The organism is Paraburkholderia edwinii, from assembly GCF_019428685.1.
Lineage (GTDB): Bacteria > Pseudomonadota > Gammaproteobacteria > Burkholderiales > Burkholderiaceae > Paraburkholderia > Paraburkholderia edwinii.
Genome location: NZ_CP080095.1, coordinates 2173069 through 2191366 on the forward strand (window position 1 = coordinate 2173069; position 18298 = coordinate 2191366).

Sequence of the window (18298 nt, forward strand, 5' to 3'; positions counted from 1 at the left end):
CAGGCGGCAGGAGGCTTTGCGCGCCCGACCCCCGTGTCTTAGGCGCGAAAACCAGGCGCGAAATCTGCCGCAAGTGAAAGTTAGTCTTCCGCGGCATCGCTATCCGTACGCCGTCGCACGAACGATGCAACAACGCAACACCCGCGAACGGCCGTGCGCAGAGCGCGTCTCCGTGCCGGCGGAGCAGGTCATGGCGATGACAGAACGGCCTGTCGGTCCGGACCGTTAACCGAGGCTTTTTGATGAAACGGGTGGATGAATGCAGCACAGGGTTACGCTGACCTGAATGCTTGCGGTCAATTCATCCTGACAATCGACCAGTCGGTGCGTCGTGCCGCCACCGCTCCCGCGCAGGTCGGACTCAATGACAGCGCTCCGATGCGCCAATGCGCGGCTTCCCCGGCCTCGCCGCCGACGAAGCGCGGTGTCGTATCGCCGCGAATGGAAAGGTCGAACTCGAAGTGATCGGGCGGCAGCGTAAAGCCGGTGCCGAGCGCCTTGAGGCAAGCCTCTTTGCGTGCCCAGCTTTCGAAGAACACCGTTTGCTGATCCGCATCGGGCAAAGCGGTAAATTCCGCGTGTTCGCGCGTGGAAAAGACTTCGAGCGGCACACACGCCTCGATTGGGCGCACGTGTTCCACGTCGATGCCAACTTCGAAGCCGTTCGATACGGCCAGCGCCGCGGCATGCTCGCTGTGGCTCAGGTTGAAACAGATGTTCCGCTCGTGCGGTTCGATCGTGCAGAAAGGTTTGCCATCCGAACCATAGTCAATCGCGACCTCGCGCGGCGATAACCCGAGATAGCAGCCGAGAAGCCGCCTGAGTTCGCCGCGTCCCGCGACGTATCGGCGGCGATGTCTGTCGTAGCGGAACTGGTCGGCGCGCTCGCGCTCCTGCGTCGAAAGCATGTGCCAGTACCGATCGAACGCGTCGGCGCCGGCGTCGAGATCCCACTGCCAGACATGCACCTCGTGCGCGGATGGCGGTGTCAGGAGAGAAGACATGGAATAGCCCCGATTCGACTGGCCATGCGCCGGTCTCGCGCCGCGAATGTTGTGTACGCAACGTGCTTCGATGCGGCTGTCCGATGAAACAGCTGCGCCAGACAAGCGGGGTGGCAGCCGCTCGCGGCCACCGCCCGCCCGTTTCCCCGTTCTTCTGCTAGTGCGAGAAAGCTCTTCCACACGGCGATCGACGCGCCCGCACATTCGTGGTGTGCGTCCAGGGGCGCGCAGTGCCTGGGAAGTTCAAGACTGCTGTTATCGTTGTTTTGAACCCGTCGTTTTGAACCGATATAACGCCACGGCTTGCACGAAAGCTTGTATGAGGACTTGCGCGAAGGCCTGCTTCGAAGGGATGCCTCGAAGGAATGCTTCGGTGGCCTGCTTCACTGACCTCGTCGCCACGCGCCTCGCTTTTAGCTCACCGCTTCGGCCTGGCGCAGACGCGGCAGCAGGCGATCGAATTCGCGCCGCACGAGCCCGTAGCATTCGCATGCCTTCGCCTCGAGTCCCACGCGGTTGAGCACCTTGATATGGCCGCGGCTGTGATGGATCAGCCCTTCGTTATGGAGCTTGCCGGCCGCTTCGGTGATGCCTTCGCGGCGCACGCCGAGCATGTCCGCGATCAACTGCTGCGTGACGGTCAGTTCGTTCGACGCGGTGCGGTCCACTTCGATCAGCAGCCAGCGGCACAGTTGCTGGTTCAGCGAATGGTGCCGGTTGCATGCGGCCGTTTGCGCGACCTGCGTGAGCAGCACGTGCATGTAGAGCAGCATCAGGCGACGCAGGAAGTCCGAGCGCGCGAACTGCTGCTTGAGGCACTGTGCGGTCATCCGGTAGGCGAAGCCGGCCGATTGAACCTGGACGCGGCTCGGCATCGTTTCACCGCCGGTCAGAATCGGTACGCCCGTCATCCCTTCGCGGCCCACTGCGGCGATTTCGACCGAGCCGCCATCTTCCATCGTCGAGAGCATCGAGATGATCGCGGTGGTCGGGAAGTACACGTGATGAATGCGTTGCGCCGAGTCGCACAGCAGTTGCTCGGCGCGCAGATGCACGAGTTCGAGATGGGGCGCCAGCGCCTGCCACTCGTGCGACGGAAGAGCACCCAGCAGGTGGTTGCCGTGCAGGTCTGATTGAAGGGTAAGCATGATCGGTCCTCGCATCGAAGCCGCTCGCGGCTTCTGTTGTATTCCGCTCCCGTCGCCCTCGCACAGCCCCGCCCGGCGGGCGGTCGAGGGGGGCGGGAACGGCCCCGTAATGCGGTGCGCGTCCAGCGTCAAGCGCCATTTGCGTCCGTGCATGTGTGTTGCGCCTCACTTTTAGCGAGGACTATGCCAAGGGGTCACACAACTAGGGCTGATGCGATGCAATGAACTATGCGGCGGTCCGACGACGGCCGAAATGTGCGTTTTTGTTTCAAATCTGTAAAACGCAGTCTGCGTGCGTTAATGAAGTCGAAATCCGATTTCGTATGATGCAAGTGATTGAATTTATTAGATTTATCTAGTCTGATCCTAGTCGGGAGCCGCACCTGCGTTGGGTCTGGACACGCGATTCATGTGGTTTTTGCCACGCGACCGGGTTGTGCCAGAAATGATTCAGTTGTGTTCTATGACTTGCGTGCGTTTGCGAACATAACCGGGGCCCGAACTGCGCTTGGCGCGTCGGAAAAAATCCGTCTGTTGGTTCGTTGGCGACACTCGACGAGCGTGATATCAGGCGCGACGCGCACCGCAGGCCGATCCTGCGACTGCATGCGAGTATTCGCCGTTCAGCACCGCACTGTTCGCATTGAATGGGAGCATCCGAAAGCTTCCGAACGTGCGGTGTCGCACTTGTATCGTCAACTTTAAACAGAGTAATAAACGTGTCAGCGCGAAATCGGCGCTCGGCCTTTAACCACGTTCGTTGCGCATACATCGCATGAATATCGAGGATAACGAAGGAATTAGATGATCGAATATTTGACAGACGTGACGTGCGACGAATGAGGCGTTCATGTCTGAGAGATGAGTGCTTGAGGATGTTCACTTCGCACGCTTGCGCAGCGCAAAGAGAAATACGTCACACGTTACGTGTGTTGTCCGAGCATTCACGTTGGGCTGTGTGTTCCCTCGCACAGAATATGCGGTTAATCGTCTGGTCCAATCAATCGCGGGTACTGCATGACGTTTGCTTTCGGGGACGCCAGGCAATGCAAAATTTCCAGCTCGGCGTGTGTGGTACCCCCGCCAGGCGTGCATCGCTTCATCGCGCGTTGCACGAACGAAACAATTCGTAAGAGGGATAACCCTGTTAGGAAGTTTCCTAACTGGCGCATGGGTATCGAAGCAAGCAACGTGTCGAAATAAGTACGACTACAAGGCACATGAAGGGCGCGTGATCAACAGGCACCAAACGCCGAGTCGGGGAGAAATACATGGAACAGAATGCGAAGGAACGATCGCTCGTCAGCAAGGTAATGGACGGTCTCGTCACGGGGATCGTCGAAGAAAAGTACGGTGCTGTATTGCCTCCGCAAGACGTGCTGTCGAAAGAGTTCGACGTGAGCCGTACCGTGATGCGCGAGGCGCTGTCGATGCTGCTCGCGCGCCACATGCTCGACGTGCGTCCGAAGATCGGCACGCGTATCAGGCCGATGCGCGACTGGCGCATGATCGACGAAGATGTCGTGAGCTGGCGGTTTCGCGCGAAGCCCGATCCCGAGTTCCTGCGCGACGTGATCGAGTTCAGGATGCTGATCGAGCCGCGCGCGTCCGCGCAAGCGGCCAAACGCGGCAATGCGGCGGATATCGCGGCGATCCGTGAGGCATTCGAGAGCTTTCGCGTCATGCGACCGGACGATCCGGGCCATCAGGCGGCCGACGAACTGTTGCACACGCGCATAGTCGTTGCCAGCGGCAACCAGTTTTTCCAGCAGATGGCGGCGATCGTGCGGGGCGCGTTGTCGGCTTCGACCCAGTTCGTCAATGCGGATGAGGCTATGTGGGCAGAGGTGATCCGCCGGCATACGCGCGTGGTCGAAGCGATCGAGCGTCACGACGCGGTGGAAGCCGAAGCGGCGTCGCGCGATCTGATCGATTTCGCGGCCGACGAGATGGGCGACAGGAAAGCAGCGAACGGCACGCACGAGTAACGAACAACGTAGAGGGCTCGTGACGGCTGACCGGCTCGGCGAACGTCCGTGCGTGCGCGACAATAGCGCTTTCGCACAACCGGACGGAATCCGAATAGCCGATGAGTCACGATACTGTCGTTCGCTGGGGCATTGTGGGCGCGGGGCGTATTGCACGCCGTTTCGCGGAGGGCCTCGCCTTCGTGCCGGGCGCCGAACTCGGCGCGGTATGGTCGCGGCGCGCCGAGGCCACTGAAACGTTTGCGCGCGACGTGGGCGGTGCGGGTTGCGTGCCGTGCGCAAGTCTCGACGCGCTGCTCGAAAGCGATATTAGCGCCGTATATATCGCTACGCTGCAGGACAGTCACGCCGAATACGCAAAGGCCGCGCTGCGGGCCGGGCACCATGTGCTTTGCGAAAAGCCCGCGACGATCAACACCGCGCAACTCGACGACGTGCTGTGCGCCGCGCGCGACGCGCAGCGGCTTTTCATGGAAGCGATGAAGCCGCCGTTCTATCCGCTGTATCGCAAGCTGCGTGCGCAGCTTGCGGCCGATCCGATCGGCGAGGTTGGACTCGTGCGCGCCGGCTGTTCGATTGCGAATGCACCGGCCGATCATCCGGCCTTCTCATTCGAGCATGCGGGCGGCGCATTGCTCGATATCGGCGTCTATGAACTCTTTCTCGCGGTCGACTGGCTCGGCGCGCCGCTCGATGTGCAGACGCTCGGCCGCCTCGGGCCGACTGGCGTCGATACGTTTGCGAGTCTCAATTGCCGTCACGAGCGCGGTATTGCGCAGCTTTTCTGCGGCCTCGACCTGCACGGCAAAGGCGACGCGTTTATCGCGGCGAGCCACGGCCATGTGACGATTCACGAGAACTGGTGGAATCCGGTGCGGGCGACCGTGCGCTATGTCGATGGGCGCGTCGTCGAACTCGATGCGCCGTTCGAGGGTGGTGGCCTCAACTACGAGACCGCGCATTTCTGCGAGCTGATCCGCGCGGGGCAGCTGGAGAGCCCGGTGATGCCGCATGCGACGTCACGCCATATGATCGCGATGGCCGATGCCGCGCGCGAAGCGCTGGGCTTGCGCTTCGCGGGGGAGTAAGGGGAGGAGCAGGCGGGCGCGGGGTTGAGTGCCGGGTAGGGCCAGCGTCCGACGCGGGGCGCCGGGCGCCGCGCTATGCGGCGTGCTGCCCCCGCGCGAGCGCGTCCACGCACTCCGCGACGAGCGACGGCCCGCGATACACAAAGCCCGTATAGAGCTGCACGAGCGATGCGCCGGCCGCAATCTTCGCGCGCGCATCGGCGCCCGAGAAAATGCCGCCGACACCGATAATCGGCAGCGCGTCGCCCACTTCGCTGCGCAATTTGCGGATCACCTCGTTCGACGCATCGAACACCGGCTTGCCCGACAGGCCGCCGGCCTCGTCCGCGTGCGGCAGACCGTCGACCGCGCTGCGCGAGAGTGTCGTGTTGGTCGCGATCACGCCTTCGATCTGATGGCGCAGCAGGGTGTCGGCGATCGACCGGATCTGCCCGTCGTCGAGATCCGGCGCAATTTTCAGCGCCAGCGGCACGAGCTTGCCGTGCAGGTCGGCGAGGCGCTGCTGTTTGTCCTTCAGCGCCGCGAGCAGCGCGTCCAGTTCGCCCGCGCCTTGCAGCTGGCGAAGATTCTTCGTGTTCGGCGAAGAGATGTTGATCGTGACGTAGCTCGCGAACGGGTACACGCGCTCGAGACAGTAAAGGTAGTCTTCCGCGGCGCGCTCGATCGGCGTGTCGGCGTTCTTGCCGATATTGAGGCCCAGTACGCCGCGATAGCGCGCGGCCTGCACGTTCTTCACGAACTGGTCGACACCGGCATTGTTGAAACCCATGCGGTTGATCAGCGCGTTCGCCTGCGGCAGCCGGAACATGCGCGGCCGCGGATTGCCGGGCTGCGGACGCGGCGTGACCGTGCCGACTTCGATAAAGCCGAAACCGAGCGCGGCGAGTCCGTCGATACATGCGCCATCCTTGTCGAGACCCGCTGCGAGACCGACGGGGTTGCGAAACCGGAGGCCCATCACGGTGCGCGGCGCGTCGGGCACGCGCGCGGCGAGCGCGCTCGCCACGCCGGTGCGGCCGGCGGCGCCGAGCATGCGAAGCGTCAGATGGTGGGCGTCTTCCGCGTCCATGCGAAAGAGTTGGGCGCGTACGAGCGGATAAAGGGAACTGAACACGAAAGGGTGGGGGCGGAAGATGGGAACCCGCTATTTTACGACAATGCGTCGGGCGTCCCGCGGGCTGGCGTTTACAGGTACAGCGTGCCGCGGCGGCCGGGCGTCGCGGCCTCCATGCCCGATTCAACCTGACTCGACGGGTCGAGCACTTTCCAGTTGCCGTCGATGAGTCCTTCCAGCGGCCGGTAGTTCGACTTGTATGCCATCTTCGGGCTTTCGCGGATCCAGTAGCCGAGATAGACGAATGGCAGGTGCAGGCTCTTTGCCTGCTCGATCTGCCACAGGATGTTGTAGGTGCCGAAGCTGCTGCGCGGCTGATCCGGATCGAAAAACGTATAGACCGACGAGAGTCCGTCGCCGAGGATGTCGATCATGCTGATCATGCGCAGTACGCCCTGGCGGCCGGCTTCCGGAGGATGGATTCCAAGTTGGCCGGCCCCGGGGTATCCGCCCTGGTCCGATGCCGGTTCGCGAAACTCGACGAGCCGCGAGTTGATTCTGCTTTGCAGCAGAAACTGCTCGTACTGGTCGCGGCTGTCGCGATCCATGCCGCCGCCCGCGTGGCGCGCGGACTGATAGCGCATATAGAGCGCGTAGTGTTCTTCGTCGTAGTGAAGCGGCGTGACCTTCGCGATCAGGCCGCTGTGCAGCTTGCCGATGCGGCGCTGCGTGCGGTTCGGCGTGAACCGCTCGACCGGCACGCGCACCGGAATGCAGGCGCGGCAGCCGTCGCAGTAAGGCCGGTACGTGAATACGCCGGAGCGGCGGAAGCCCGCCTTGACGAGGTCGGTGTAGACGTCGGAATTGATCAGGTGGCTTGGTGTTGCGACCTGCGAGCGCGCGATGCGCCCTTCCAGGTAGCTGCAGGGATACGGCGCCGTTGCATAGAATTGCAGCGCGGAAAGCGGTGAAAGCGGCAGCTCGTTCGGGTGAGTCACGTTGGCAGCTCTCGAAGCGTCTCTATCACGGGCACATCCGCATTTGCGGGCCGGGGTGTTCTTCGCATCGGCGTTTCAGTTGCGCCTGATTGCGCTCATTGGCGGCTCAGTTCGCCTCATTGCTTCGCGTCACGGATTCGGCTCAATAAGTGACCCTCAATGAGGGGCCTTAATGAGTCGCCTCGCGGCGGGTGAGATCGAGCAGGACCGATTTGTCGAAGCGCCAGGGAATTTGCGGCGCATCGACCGATGCGCGGACATGCGCGACAAACACCTTGCGCGCGATCTCGCGGCCGCCCAGCGACGCCAGATGCGACGTGTTCTGCTGGCAGTCTATCATTTCTATTTCGTGGCGTTGCAAGTGGGCGACGAGCGCGGCCAGCGCTATTTTCGACGCATCGGTCGCCTCGGCAAACATCGATTCGCCGAAGAACATCCGGCCGAACGACACGCCATACAATCCGCCGACGCGAACGCCGTTGTGCCAGGTCTCGATGCTGTGCGCATCGCCGTGCCTGTGCAGCGACGTATAGGCGTCCACTACGTCGGCGGTGATCCATGTGCCGCGCTGCCCGCGGCGCGGCGCCTGCGCGCAGGCGCGCATCACGGCCGCGAAATCGTGATCGACGCGCACTTCCCAGGCGTCGTCGCGGATGACACGCTTGAGCGTCTTGCGAAGCGACGGCGACACCTTGAATTCGCCCGGCCGCAGGATCATCCGCGGGTCGGGGCTCCACCACAGCACCGGCTGGCCGTCCGAGTACCACGGGAAGATGCCGCGGCGATACGCTTCGATGAGGCGCGACGGCAGCAGATCGGCGCTCGCCGCGAGCAGGCCCGGCGCGCCACTCGTTTCGCCGAGCGCGCGCTCGACGGAAGGAAACGGGTCGTCGGGGCCAAGCCAGGGGACCATGCGGGCGGCTCAGCCTTCGCGCAGCGAGCGGAAGATGTCGCCGGTGTGAAGGCCGAAGCTGCCCGAATTCCGGTCGGCGAAGAAAAAGCGCAGCGTTTGGCCGACGGTCGGGAACGCAATGTCGTCCCACGGAATGTCGCGTTCCTCGAAGAGCTTGACTTCGAGGCTTTCTTCGCCGGCCGCGATGTCGAGGTCGAGCAGCCGCGCGAGATAGAACAGGTGCACCTGATGCACATGCGGCACATTCAGAAGCGTGTAAAGGCTTTGCACCTCGACGCGCGCGCCGGCTTCCTCGAGCGTTTCACGCGCCGCCGCTTCCGAGGTGGTTTCGCCCATCTCCATGAAGCCCGCGGGCAAGGTCCAGTAACCGTAGCGCGGTTCGATCGCGCGGCGGCACAGCAGCACCTTGTCGTCCCAGACGGGGACGGTGCCGACCACATTGCGCGGATTCTGATAATGCACGGTGCCGCAGTTTGCGCAGACGAAGCGCTCCCGGTTATCGCCGGGCGGAATGCTCACGCTGACCGCGTGGCCGCAGACAGAACAGAATTTCATGGAAACGGGGACGGGAATGGGTCATGGGAGTTTATCACCGGGTCAGAATTCGGGGACGCGAGGCGGTTATGCGGGGCTTATGTGGGCCGTGCGTGGGTCATGTGCGTTGGTCGAGCGAGGAGGGTCGAAGCTGTAGCGTCGCGGTTAGGTGCGCACCGCGAGTTTGAACGTTGTGTGTACCCTGGCCGAATGGCTAGCGCGAGATAATTTGCGTGAACGATGAGGAGGGTTGAGTTAGGATTGCTACTGTGTTGAAAAGATGCTGGATTGAACGGGGAGAGTGATGAAAAAACAGAACGTCTTTGGTCGCCTTCGGTGTGTCGCGAACGTCGCGGCATTCGGCGCCATCACCATTAGCATCTTCTTTGGTTGGATCGATCGGTCGGTTGACTTGCATCCAATCGGAGCAATCCTGGGTGCGTCGATAGCATCGCTTAAGCTGTTTCACTCTGTTTGAGCGCGCTTGAGAATTTTGCGCATCGTGTATGGATATATTCGGACTACCTATCGATGGAAATTGGGTTGACGAATGTTCGTTTGTCGTAGCTGCGGTGTGGGCAGGGGTGCGTTATCGGAGGAGGTGCCAGCGGTCTGGACGTACCCGGCGCCGTGTGTCGCGCAGTGGCACGTTTCGCGGAACATTCCGCTTACGTCGTCGGTCGCGACCGAGGAGGGCAGCAAGTCGGCGATTTTTCTGCAGGGCGACGGCGATGGATGTGGTCAACGGCGCCTGCATTTTCCCGATGTGTATTCTCTCGATGTCGGTGTTTTCAGGTTGGCTGCTTGGCGCCTTGCTGCTCGCGAATCGCCTGCTGCTCAGCGTTGCGGGAGTCGCGGCGCTGTTTGGTGTTCTCGAGGATTTCTAGTGCGGCTTCTTGAAGAAGAAACACGTCAAAGAATCGTGCGCTGAAAACAAAAAAGGCCTGCCAATGTGGCAAGCCTTTTGTGATTGCTGGTGCGATGACTATTTCGCGTAGCCGACTATCTAATTCCTGCAGCTTGCTCGTCGTTGCTGCTGGAAGATGTCTTGGCGTGTCTCTGACTTTTTGGTTGCGGGGGTAGGATTTGAACCTACGACCTTCGGGTTATGAGCCCGACGAGCTGCCAGACTGCTCCACCCCGCGTCCGTCGAAGAAAAGATTATAGGGCAAACCCATTGCCCGTGCAACACCTTTGTTCGCTTCAACGTGTTCACGCGGCACTCGCGACGTGCAATGTGCGTGCACGTTTCAAGCACCTACCACTGCGCACGGACAACACACACACAGCGCACACACAGCGCGAACACATCGCCGCATACACCCAGATGTCGCAAGCGCCTGCGCTAGAATCGCAATTCGATCTGCGGCAGCGGCACCTCATTGCCGCAGCGTTCCCCACCTCTTTGCCATTCAATCGCATATGGACATCGTTCACGATCTGCAAGCGATCGCCGCTCAGGAAAAGGCGCTGGTGTTCGCGCAATTCGATCCCGATCGCGCATGGCAACTCGGCGCGCACCTGCATGAAATCGCCAAGGCGCGCGGGCTCGCACTCGCCATCGATATACGTACGTTCGGCCAGCTGCTGTTCTTCAGCGCACTCGACGGCGCGACACCCGACAACGTCGAGTGGGCTCGCCGCAAGGCCAACGTCGTCGCGCAATTCCGGCGCAGCTCGTACGCGGTCGGGCTCAAGCTGCAGCAATCGGGCGCGACACTCGCGGACAAGCACGGACTCGCCGTTGCCGACTACGCGTCGCATGGCGGCGCCTTTCCGTTGACGGTGACGGGTGCCGGCGTAATCGGCTCGGTGACGGTGTCGGGCTTGCCGCAGCGCTCCGATCACGAACTCGTCGTCGAGGCGCTATGCGCGCAACTCGATCAGGACTACGGCAAGCTCGCGCTTGCGAAGGCCTGAAGCGATGCGTTTGCCGCCTTATGCATTGCTCGGCATCGCGATCGTCGCGGAGGTGATCGCCACGTCCGCGTTGCGCGCATCCGATGGCTTCACACGATTGCCGCCGGCTATCGTCGTCGTGCTCGGCTACGGCCTGTCGTTCTATATGCTGTCGCTGACGCTTAAGAGCATTCCGGTGGGCATCGTCTATGCGATCTGGTCGGGCGTCGGCATCGTGCTGATCACGCTTGTCGCCCTGGTGGTGTACCGGCAGGTGCCGGATTTGCCCGCTGTGGCAGGGCTCGGACTCATCGTTGCCGGCGTGGTCGTGCTCAATCTGTTTTCGAAGATGCAAACGCACTGATGCGCAAACCGGCATCGACGCCGCGCGCGAGCCGCTAGCGCTTGCGCATCGCGGCAGCGCCGTGCGCGTATCGCGCTTACTTGCAGCGAATGACCATCGAGCGGTTCTTCACATTGGCCGACACGACGTTGGTAATGCCGCCGCCCGCCGTGCCGCCTTCGTCGTTGTCCTTCGAGACGATGTCGTACCCCGTCGGTCCGCATGCCTTGCCGGCCTGCACATAACACGATGCCCAGCTCGACCCCGCATCGGCGCCGCTGCAGTTGACCGCGAAGCCCGTCTCGCCGTTCGGCAGATTGATCAGCTTCGTTGTATTCGACGAAGCGCACGCGGCGAGGCTCGCGGCGATCAGCGCGAGGCCGGGCAGCAGCGCGGCGCGCGCGCGCGTTGCGGTCAGGCGCGTCGGCTTCGAGCTTACGCGCAGCGCCGGCGAAGACGCCGGGTCAAAAGAAGATCGTGACGAACGCAGGCGCGTCGTGAGGTACTTCATGGCATGTCCTCTTGTGATGAATTCGTAGCTAGCGATAACGCAGTGCCGCTAGCTTGATGGTCGGATGGGCAAGCGTCGAACCGCGTAAAGCTTGACCGGTCGACCCCTTGAGGGCTTGTGCTCGTATGACAAGCGTCGCGTCGCGCATCAGCCCATGCCCGGTTCGATGCGGATGCCCGCATGTCCGACCGCGCGCCGGCTGTCGACACCGGCTTCGCTCGACGCGTCTTGCCAGATGCTAATGGCCTTCGGCACATCGATGCCGTGTTCTCCCGCGTAGGAAAACCACGCGTTTGCTGCATCGGGTTCGGCCACTTCCGTGTCCCGAAGGAAATATTTTCCCATATCGCAAGTTCTGGATGAGGAATGCGCATAACGGACGTCGCACATCAGCCCTGCGACGCTGGATCGGTGTATGCCAAAGCGGCACGCGGGGTTCGACCGATGTGCGGCGAATAAGTGCATTGCGCGACGAATATGACGCGGTACAACCGGCGCGTCGTCGTGAGGCACGGGGCAGCGGAGCAGTGGCGCAGGAACGCATTGAGACAGTCGGTCCCACAGAACTAATTTTCCTTGCAGACGCCTTATATCCATACGCGCAAGCATCGATACAAGACCGACAAATGGAGGTTGAAATGGCAGAACGCGTGAGCGGACCCTATCGCGGGTATTACATCAGCGCGGCCGCGCGGCTCGTCAATGTGAGCGAAGCTGCGTCGTCGCGGGGTAAAGGTGGTGAGAGTAAGGCCGGTGAAAGCGCGTGCGGAATCTACGTGGGCTCGGTCAGCCTGTCGCAGCGCGGGCCCGACGATGTACACCGCATCGAGACCTTGCTCGATCTCGGCGACGAACAGCGTTTCGCGACCGAAGAGGCCGCGCTCGAGCATGTGGAACGAGCCGCGCGTGCCTATATCGACCGTCTGTTGCAGGTATCGTCGTCGTGAATATGCGCGGCCTGAATACGCATTCGTTGCGTTGCCCTGGCGGCCAATCCCGCGTGGGCGCGGCCGCGGCGCCCGGCTGGACTGCAGATTGCGGGGACGAGTACCATAGCCCCCGATAAGCCCGACAACGTCTGATTGGCCCAGTTGGCCCAGTTGGCAGATTGAGCCATCAGGCCGCCGCGCGGCGGAGTCGGCTTTTGCACGATCATTCAGATGATGAGGCGAACATGGACATCCGCTTCCCCGCGGACGCGCCCGCATACCGCGATTCGAATCTGACCGTCGTCTTTCGTGCGCTGGTAGATGGCGAGCCGGTGCCGTGCGCGATTTCGGTCGAAGCGCTCGAAGATCACTTCGGTGCGCCGTCCTACGACCGCGACGGCTGGATGCACGCTTTCAACAATGGCCGGCCGCGCATCGAAGCGGTTGCGCGCGAGCATTTGCAGATCAGCAATGGCACGCCGGTGCTGCTAAAGAGTGGGCACTTCCCGCCAGGCGACAACGTGCCGTCGTGAGACGCTATCCTTTGATCGGCTCGGCGCCGGGCGACACCTGCAGTTTCAATGCCCGCCGCGCGGCTTCCGCTGCTTCCGCTGCTTCGTAAGAAAGCCGAATCCCTTCGTCGTATGGCGTCGTGCTGATCGGACCGATCAGAGCTTGCAGCGCCGAGTCGTCGAGCACGACGGGGTCCGTCAGCAAGTAGTGCATCTCCACCAGCTCACGCATGATCGGATTGATGAGGCCGATCGCGCGCAGCATCGTCTTGCCCGCAACCATCAGTTTGGGGGCGCGGCCCGCTAGCGCATACGCGCGTGTCGCGACTTCGCGCGGCGTGATCGTGCCCGCGCCGGCGAGATGAAGTACGCGGCCATACGCCGCAGGCGTGTGCACAAGCGCGGCCACGACAGGCCCTAAATCAGGCATGAAAATGAATTCGTGCGGAATGTCGATCGGCCCGATCATCTGCGCGCGGCCGCCGCGCGCTGCGCCTTCGAACACGCCGTGCAGGAAGCTGCGTTCGACGCCCGGGCCGTAGAAGTCGGGCAAGCGCAACACGAGCGTCGAGAGGCCGTTGCGTCCGTGCGCATCGAGCACGAGATCTTCCTGTTCGCGCCGCATGCGGCCTTTGAACGTATGCGGTTCGCGTGGGTGCGCTTCAGTGACCGGCTGTTGCTGCGGCCGCCCATACGGATAGACCGTGCCGATCAGGATCAGGCGCTCGACACCGGCCGCATCGAGCCCCGCGAGCGTATTGCGCATCAGCGGCGGATGCGTCGCAAACTGGTCGTACGGCACGCCGACGAGATAGACCGCGGTGTGCAGGCCGGCGGCCGCCGCGGCGACCGATGACGGATCGTCCGGGTTCCAGGTCACGATGTCGGCGTTCGGATCGTCGCCGAATGCGGCCTCGAGCGCTGGCCGCGAACGGCCGATGGCGCGATAGCGCACGCCTTGTGCGCGTAGCGCCGCGGCGATGCTGCGGCCGGCCGCGCCCGCCGCGCCGAACAGGCCAATGTGAGCGGGAACGGTGTGATCGCTTTTCATCGGAACTCCCGGGTGTGATTTGAGTGAACGCTGTTCAGTAAACAGTGTTCAGTTTAATTTGACATTTCATTTTGTCAACCCGAAAATGCGGTGCATGGGAATCGCTGAACGAAAAACTCGCGAAAAGCAGGTGCTGCGCGAACGCATCCTCGATGCATCGCGCCGCATCGTGATGCGCGAAGGCTTCGCCGCGCTATCGATGCGCAAGATCGCCGACGCAATCGAATATTCTCCGGCCACGCTGTATCTGCATTTCGAGAATCGCGACGAAATCGCGCGTGCGTTGTGCATGGAAGGCTATGCGCAACTGCTTGAGAGCCTCAAGCCGCATCTGTCGATCGCGGATCCCGCGGAACGCCTGAAGGCGATCTGGCGCGCGTATGTGGCATTCGGTGTCGAGCACCCGCAGACGTACCGGCTGGTCTTTATGGAAGATCCGACCTACGTCGGCGCGGCATTCGAAAGCGCCGCGCAGGATGGCGACGATGCGGGCGAGGCTGCGTTCCGGCTCGTGGCCGACGCGCTCGATGAAATGAAGGCGCAGGGCCGCTTGCCGGCATCGGCCGATAGCAACGTGTGGACCGAGGCGCTGTGGGCGACCATGCATGGCATCGTCGCGTTGCGGCTCACCTGTCCTGTGTTTCCGCGCACGCCGCTCGATACCGTCGTGGACGCGGCGCTCGATGCATGGCTGGGCGACTGTTCGGCGCACACGGGAAAAGCCGCGACGCCGCCGCGCAAGCGCGTCACGCGCGCGGCGCCGCCGGCTAAAAAGGCGAAGCCTTCTTCGAGCAGCTGAAGCCGGCACTATTGGTACGGCACGGCTCTGCGTAGCCACGGTAGCCGGCGGCGCACCGCATCCGTGTCGAAAATACTTATCTTGTTGGCGCTTCACCGACGCAAAGCGCCTCGCTGAAAGCTGCGCGGCACATTGCAAACATCGGTACGTGTTACCGTTCAACCTGTTGCCTGTCACTATTGTCTGCGTTATCCCTATGCCGACTCACTCACCGCTACCCGCCGGCGAAGACGTCACGGTCTACGTCGCGAACCGCATCGGATTTATCGAACTCGACCGCCCGAAGGCGCTAAACGCGTTATCGACCGGCATGATTCGCACGATGCGCGCCGCGCTCGATCAGTGGCGCGACGACGCGGACGTGCTCGCGATCGTCGTGCGCAGCGCGAACCCGCGCGCGTTCTGCGCGGGCGGCGATATCCGCTTCCTGTACGACGCGCATCGGCGTGGCGACCGTGATGCGCTCGACACGTTTTTCATCGGGGAGTACCGGCTCAACCACGCGATCTTCACGTATCCGAAGCCGTATATCGCGCTGATGAACGGCATCGTGATGGGCGGCGGCATGGGCATTTCGCAAGGCGCCTATCGCACGGGCGGCCTGCGGGTTGTGACGACATCGACGCGCATGGCGATGCCCGAAACGCGCATCGGCCTGTTCCCCGATGTCGGCGTGGGCTGGTTTCTCGCGCGCACGCCGGGCGCGATCGGGCGTTATCTCGCGGTGACCGGCGAGTCGCTAGGGCCGGCCGACGCGCTTTATGCGGGACTGGCCGATGCGTATATCGAAGACGACGCGCTGCCCACGCTCATCGAGCGTCTGAAGACCGAAGTGTTCGAGCGCGGCGCCGATATCGTGAATTGCGTTGCGCGCGAAGCGGCCGCGTACAAGGTCGTGCCGACGCCGGACACGTCGCCGATTGCCGATGCGCGCGCGCTGATCGACCGCCACTTCGCGCTGCCTGATGTCGCGCAAATCATCGCGTCGCTCGATGCGGAAGGCGATTGCGCGAATGCGGACTGGGCCGAGCAGATCGGCGGCGTATTGCGCGAGCGCTCGCCGCTCGCGATGGCGCTCTCGCTCGAAGTGGTGACGCGCGCCGAAGGGACGATGGCCGATTGCCTGCGCCGTGACCTCGATCTGACGCGCTCGACGTTCGAGCGCGGCGACGTCAGCGAAGGCATTCGCGCGCGCATCATCGACAAGGACAACCGGCCGACCTGGCATTTCGCGCGGATCGAGGATGTGCCGGCCGAGTATGTCGCCGGCATGTTCGAGAGCCCGTGGCCGGCGAACGAGCATCCATTACGCGACCTCGTGGGCTGAAGCGAAGCGGGGCAGGCGCGAAGCAGCAAACCGGCGAAGCAGCGAACCGGCGAATCAGCGAACCGCCGAGCTCAGTCCTGCGATTCGCCATCGCCTGCCATAAACGCGCGCATGAAAACGAGCGCGCCCCAGCCCCACATCGCATTGGCGGCAAAGCCGACCGCGAGGCGCGGCAGCATATTGCCGGCGGGCCAGATGCCGCGAATAGGATCGACGACGAACACGCTGCCGGCCGTCAGCACGATGCCGCCGAACAGAAACGCCGGCACCCACGGCGCGGTGCGTTCCGGCGAGACGCGCAATAGCCACGCCATCAGCACACCCCATACGGCGCTCCAGATCGCGTTGGCGATGAATTCGGGTATCTCGAGCGGCGCGAACGGCGCGGTTGAAAAACCGCTCAGGTCGATCACGCCGGCCGCGTGCAGCAGGCCCAGTGTCGCGTCATGGAAAAACAGCGCGGCGAGAAATCCGGACACGAACGGCAGTATGAGTTTTTGCATCTATCGCACACGCGCGAAACGCAAGGCCGGCGCAGCCTGGCGGGATTAAAAGCGGGATCAGCCGATTGTCGTAAAACGAGCGTCATTATATAGACGGCACCTCGCTGTCCGGCCCGATTCGACACGATTTAACGCGCCTCGTGTTGCATAAATGCAAGTGCGTGCCGGGTTGTCGGCCCGGGTTGCCCAACGGTTTGGTTCACGCGGGTCGCGCAGGCTGTGCGAATGCCTCGAGCACCGGTCAAATCACGAAAGCGGAAAACCTAAGCTCAAAAAAATCGTTCTAAAGACACCAGCCCGTCCATAGACTGTTTTCGATGCAGACGGCGCTGTACGCCGTCCTCCGTTGCCACGCCGCGTAGTCGACGCGCGGCCAGCGCGACTCCCTCTCCTTGTTCGCTTGAACCATGTGCCGCGGCGCGCGGCCCGGGTGCGCTCGCGCGTCGCGCGGGCCGCGCACGGGCGGCGTCTGCGGCGTGCTTCACTCAACTAATCGAACTGCCATAGGCAGAAAGGCAGGAGCTTCAGATGAACGTCTTCTGGTTCATTCCCACGCACGGGGACACACGCTATCTCGGCACGTCCGAAGGCGCGCGCGCCGCGGACCACCACTATTTCCAGCAGATCGCGAGCGCTGCCGACACGCTCGGCTACGAAGGCGTGCTGCTGCCGACCGGCCGCTCGTGCGAGGACGCATGGGTCGTCGCATCGAGCCTGATTCCGGTCACGAAGCGGCTCAAGTTTCTCGTCGCGATTCGGCCCGGCATTACGTCGCCGGGCCTGTCCGCGCGCATGGCGGCAACCTTCGACCGGCTCTCGGGCGGGCGCCTGCTGATCAACGTCGTGACGGGCGGCGATACCGCGGAGCTCGAAGGCGACGGCCTGTTCGTCGATCACGACACGCGCTACGAGATCACCGGCGAATTCCTGCATATCTGGCGCGGACTGCTGGCGGGCGCGCATCGCGACGCGTCGCTCGACTTTATCGGCAAGCATCTGAAATCGAAGGGCGGCAAGCTGCTTTATCCGCCGGTGCAGGATCCGCATCCGCCGCTGTGGTTCGGCGGTTCGTCGCCGGCCGCGCATGACATCGCCGGCGAGCATATCGATACGTATCTGACGTGGGGCGAGCCGCCTGCCGCGGTCGCGGAAAAGATCGCGCAGATTCGCGCGCGCGCCGGGCACCACGGGCGAAAGATCCGCTTCGGCATTCGCCTGCATGTGATCGTGCGCGAAACCGAAGACGAAGCATGGGCCGCCGCGGACAAGCTCATCAGCAAGCTCGACGACGCGACGGTCGCACGCGCGCAGGCGTCGTTCGCGAAGATGGATTCGGAAGGGCAGCGCCGCATGGCCGCGCTGCACGGCGGTAAGCGTGGCGGTCGCGCAGACCTCGAAATCTATCCGAACCTGTGGGCCGGTGTCGGCTTGGTGCGCGGCGGCGCGGGCACGGCGCTGGTCGGCAGTCCGCAGCAGGTCGCCGAGCGCATGCAGGAGTACGCGTCGCTTGGCATCGAGACGTTCATCCTGTCGGGCTATCCGCATCTCGAGGAGTCTTACCGTTTCGCCGAGCTCGTGTTTCCGCTGCTGCCGGGCCGGCAGCGAGCAAACGTGAGCGGTCCGCTGTCGGGGCCGTTCGGCGAAATCGTCGGCAACCACTATGCGCCGAAGGCCGCGCAAAGCTGAAGCGGGGAGGG

At 63.0% G+C, this 18298-nt stretch carries 20 protein-coding genes and 1 tRNA gene; 10 read left to right on the top strand and 11 right to left on the bottom strand.

Annotation, left to right across the window (positions count from 1 at the left end):
* Positions 1-296 precede the first annotated feature (296 nt).
* Both KZJ38_RS09620 and KZJ38_RS09625 read right to left on the bottom strand, forming a co-directional pair.
* A complete protein-coding gene (locus tag KZJ38_RS09620; RefSeq protein WP_219799826.1) occupies positions 297-1004 on the bottom strand; it encodes a 4'-phosphopantetheinyl transferase family protein in 708 nt (235 codons plus the stop codon).
* 413 nt (positions 1005-1417) lie between these two features.
* Positions 1418-2152, bottom strand: a complete 735-nt coding sequence (locus KZJ38_RS09625; protein WP_075157392.1) for a Crp/Fnr family transcriptional regulator — start codon at positions 2150-2152, stop codon at positions 1418-1420.
* A 1271-nt stretch (positions 2153-3423) separates the two neighbouring features.
* On the opposite strand from KZJ38_RS09625, the gene KZJ38_RS09630 reads away from it, so the two are divergent.
* Both KZJ38_RS09630 and KZJ38_RS09635 read left to right on the top strand, forming a co-directional pair.
* Positions 3424-4140, top strand: coding sequence for a FadR/GntR family transcriptional regulator (locus KZJ38_RS09630; RefSeq protein WP_219799827.1), 717 nt, complete (start codon positions 3424-3426; stop codon positions 4138-4140).
* Between the two features lie 101 nt (positions 4141-4241).
* Positions 4242-5228 carry a Gfo/Idh/MocA family protein gene (locus tag KZJ38_RS09635; RefSeq protein ID WP_219799828.1) on the top strand — a complete coding sequence of 329 codons (987 nt, stop codon included), beginning with the start codon at positions 4242-4244 and terminating at the stop codon, positions 5226-5228.
* A gap of 73 nt (positions 5229-5301) precedes the next feature.
* Here the strand turns inward: KZJ38_RS09635 and KZJ38_RS09640 are convergent, their stop codons facing one another.
* The 4 genes from KZJ38_RS09640 to KZJ38_RS09655 form a co-directional block, all read right to left on the bottom strand.
* A complete protein-coding gene (locus tag KZJ38_RS09640; protein ID WP_219799829.1) occupies positions 5302-6342 on the bottom strand; it encodes a quinone-dependent dihydroorotate dehydrogenase in 1041 nt (346 codons plus the stop codon).
* 71 nt (positions 6343-6413) lie between these two features.
* Complete coding sequence (locus tag KZJ38_RS09645; RefSeq protein ID WP_219799830.1) at positions 6414-7280, bottom strand: arginyltransferase; 867 nt, start codon at positions 7278-7280, stop codon at positions 6414-6416.
* A 169-nt stretch (positions 7281-7449) separates the two neighbouring features.
* Entirely contained in the window at positions 7450-8193 is a 744-nt protein-coding gene (aat, locus tag KZJ38_RS09650; protein WP_219799831.1) for a leucyl/phenylalanyl-tRNA--protein transferase, read from the bottom strand.
* Positions 8194-8202: 9 nt separating this feature from the next.
* On the bottom strand, positions 8203-8748 hold the full coding sequence (locus tag KZJ38_RS09655; protein ID WP_219799832.1) for an NUDIX hydrolase: 546 nt from the start codon (positions 8746-8748) through the stop codon (positions 8203-8205).
* Positions 8749-9458: 710 nt separating this feature from the next.
* On the opposite strand from KZJ38_RS09655, the gene KZJ38_RS09660 reads away from it, so the two are divergent.
* Positions 9459-9614 (top strand): hypothetical protein, encoded by a 156-nt coding sequence (locus tag KZJ38_RS09660; protein WP_219799833.1) that lies wholly within the window; start codon positions 9459-9461, stop codon positions 9612-9614.
* Between the two features lie 181 nt (positions 9615-9795).
* Here KZJ38_RS09660 and KZJ38_RS09665 read toward each other — a convergent pair.
* Positions 9796-9872: transfer RNA gene (locus KZJ38_RS09665), tRNA-Met, on the bottom strand.
* A gap of 277 nt (positions 9873-10149) precedes the next feature.
* Here KZJ38_RS09665 and KZJ38_RS09670 point away from each other — a divergent pair.
* A complete protein-coding gene (locus KZJ38_RS09670; protein ID WP_219799834.1) occupies positions 10150-10647 on the top strand; it encodes a heme-degrading domain-containing protein in 498 nt (165 codons plus the stop codon).
* Between the two features lie 10 nt (positions 10648-10657).
* Positions 10658-10990 (top strand): DMT family transporter, encoded by a 333-nt coding sequence (locus KZJ38_RS09675; RefSeq protein WP_425518349.1) that lies wholly within the window; start codon positions 10658-10660, stop codon positions 10988-10990.
* 76 nt (positions 10991-11066) lie between these two features.
* Here KZJ38_RS09675 and KZJ38_RS09680 read toward each other — a convergent pair whose 3' ends face one another.
* Positions 11067-11480 carry a hypothetical protein gene (locus KZJ38_RS09680; RefSeq protein ID WP_246641702.1) on the bottom strand — a complete coding sequence of 138 codons (414 nt, stop codon included), beginning with the start codon at positions 11478-11480 and terminating at the stop codon, positions 11067-11069.
* Positions 11481-11627: 147 nt separating this feature from the next.
* Positions 11628-11825 (bottom strand): hypothetical protein, encoded by a 198-nt coding sequence (locus tag KZJ38_RS09685; protein ID WP_219799836.1) that lies wholly within the window; start codon positions 11823-11825, stop codon positions 11628-11630.
* Positions 11826-12118: 293 nt separating this feature from the next.
* On the opposite strand from KZJ38_RS09685, the gene KZJ38_RS09690 reads away from it, so the two are divergent.
* Together KZJ38_RS09690 and KZJ38_RS09695 are read left to right on the top strand one after the other, a co-directional pair.
* Positions 12119-12427: a hypothetical protein gene (locus KZJ38_RS09690; RefSeq protein WP_219799837.1), complete on the top strand. Its 309-nt coding sequence runs from the start codon at positions 12119-12121 to the stop codon at positions 12425-12427.
* Between the two features lie 227 nt (positions 12428-12654).
* Positions 12655-12942 carry a DUF1488 family protein gene (locus tag KZJ38_RS09695; RefSeq protein WP_219799838.1) on the top strand — a complete coding sequence of 96 codons (288 nt, stop codon included), beginning with the start codon at positions 12655-12657 and terminating at the stop codon, positions 12940-12942.
* Positions 12943-12946: 4 nt separating this feature from the next.
* On the opposite strand, the gene KZJ38_RS09700 is transcribed toward KZJ38_RS09695, so the two are convergent.
* Entirely contained in the window at positions 12947-13972 is a 1026-nt protein-coding gene (locus tag KZJ38_RS09700) for an NAD-dependent epimerase/dehydratase family protein (RefSeq protein ID WP_219799839.1), read from the bottom strand.
* A gap of 94 nt (positions 13973-14066) precedes the next feature.
* Between KZJ38_RS09700 and KZJ38_RS09705 the strand changes: the two genes are divergently transcribed.
* The gene (locus KZJ38_RS09705; protein ID WP_219799840.1) at positions 14067-14771 is read left to right on the top strand and encodes a TetR/AcrR family transcriptional regulator; all 705 of its coding nucleotides are present in this window, start codon (positions 14067-14069) and stop codon (positions 14769-14771) included.
* Positions 14772-14967: 196 nt separating this feature from the next.
* On the top strand, positions 14968-16098 hold the full coding sequence (locus KZJ38_RS09710) for an enoyl-CoA hydratase/isomerase family protein (RefSeq protein WP_219799841.1): 1131 nt from the start codon (positions 14968-14970) through the stop codon (positions 16096-16098).
* Between the two features lie 71 nt (positions 16099-16169).
* On the opposite strand, the gene KZJ38_RS09715 is transcribed toward KZJ38_RS09710, so the two are convergent.
* A complete protein-coding gene (locus KZJ38_RS09715) occupies positions 16170-16601 on the bottom strand; it encodes a hypothetical protein (protein ID WP_219799842.1) in 432 nt (143 codons plus the stop codon).
* A 528-nt stretch (positions 16602-17129) separates the two neighbouring features.
* On the opposite strand from KZJ38_RS09715, the gene ssuD reads away from it, so the two are divergent.
* Positions 17130-18287, top strand: coding sequence for an FMNH2-dependent alkanesulfonate monooxygenase (ssuD, locus tag KZJ38_RS09720; protein ID WP_219799843.1), 1158 nt, complete (start codon positions 17130-17132; stop codon positions 18285-18287).
* Positions 18288-18298: the final 11 nt, after the last annotated feature.